This window comes from Bradyrhizobium sp. P5_C11_2 (assembly GCF_054049755.1).
In genome coordinates this window covers 1-1,515 of the sequence record NZ_JBFULT010000966.1, presented here as the reverse complement: position 1 = coordinate 1,515, position 1,515 = coordinate 1, and the positions used below count along the sequence as shown (strand labels likewise).

Annotated in this window: 2 protein-coding genes; both read left to right on the top strand. The window is 43.6% G+C overall.

The genetic code is table 11. The features are described 5' to 3' along the window. A partial coding sequence (locus ACXJL8_RS40775) for a hypothetical protein (protein ID WP_456687005.1) occupies positions 1 to 324 on the top strand: 324 nt, incomplete at its 5' end. Positions 325 to 444: 120 nt separating this feature from the next. Beyond that, a partial coding sequence (locus tag ACXJL8_RS40770) for a hypothetical protein (protein WP_456687004.1) occupies positions 445 to 1,515 on the top strand: 1,071 nt, incomplete at its 3' end.

Below are 1,515 nucleotides of genomic sequence, written 5' to 3'. Positions count from 1 at the left end.
GAATTGACCGACGCATTCAGTGTTGAAAGAGTCGGACCAAGATACGCACACGTCATCGCTCGAGATTTTGGAAAACTAAGAAGTATCGCTGAGAATAAAAGAGGGGATGCGATCAATTCTATCTTCCAGCCCTTCGCTAGGATCATACTAGATCACAAATGGGATACTTTTGTCGACTTCGGTCAATATGAAGATTTCCGTCAAGGCCGAACCGACGATCCATACTTGAGAACCTTCTCATTGTTGCGCCCGAGTGTCTTTCATGGCTTTTCATCGGTAAGCCTGCTGGGGGCAAGAGCACAAGAGTCTTTATTATGCAAATGATTTGAACGGAAAGGTGTAAATTTTGTTGAAGACGGTGAGATCCAGGACAATCTCCGCTATAAGGAACAAAAGAACGGACATCTTATCGATTTCTATTATCTGTCGGAAACGAACTGGTCTTTGTATGCTCAAGAACAAAGACCGGACCTTAGAGCCAAGTTCACGGATGCCATCATAAAGAAAATGAAAGGCCGGTCATTCGGCTGGTTAGATAATAAATCATTCGAAGACGACAGTCCGTTGAATCAGGTAGAAGGCGCCGAGAAACTACCGCACGCATCACATGGTCGGAATGATTTCCAACATCTTGATAATCTCGCCATACTAACAGCATTCAACTTGCCGCCACCAATATCTGATTTCATACAAGATTATACTGGTATCTCGCGAGAAGATCAAAAGATAGCCAACGATTATGAGAGAACATCGCAGACCATTGGAAGGATTTCGATACGCGATTTGAATAACAGTAACAGAAAGACGATCATTCTGCCTGACCGGCCGAACGCAGAGCGGCAATGTCAGATTTTCCCAGGCTCTCGCGTCTATTCGATGAACGTTGACGATAGAGAAAACAAGAGCCGCGGAAGGCCAAGGCAATATGAGAACGCAACCGAACGACAAAGAGCGAGAAGACAGAGCTTGAAGGATGAACAGGACGCATTGGTTGAGAAGTATGATTTGTGCACTCAACATATGGGTGAGGCCGGAAATCAGACCCCATGTCACGATATACCTATAGATACTATTAGTAATAACGTGACAGCATATCAAGGATCTATAATCAATAATAAAAAGGAAGGGAAATCAGTGCCTCTTGTGCTGATGTCTGAGGATTTCGGCAAATACCTAAAGGGATTGCACAAAAGGGAGTTCGAGCACAAGGATGATAACAGGCTCATCATGTCTGCCTTGTGCGTTCCGGTTCCTAACGAAGAATCATCCCGAGCAGAAGTGAATGCGCTTATCGGGCGACATATAATCCATGACTTTGATAATTCAGAACTAAAGCCACTCTCGTTATCAAGGATATTCCCCGATTTAGAGTTCTACTGTTACAATTCATACAACAATAGTGATGACAAACTGAGATACAGGACGATCTTTCTCACCGATGACGTCATGACACCTTCAATCTACAAATTCATTTGGTATCAGATCGTGCAAGTTATTGAGAACAAGGGGTATTAT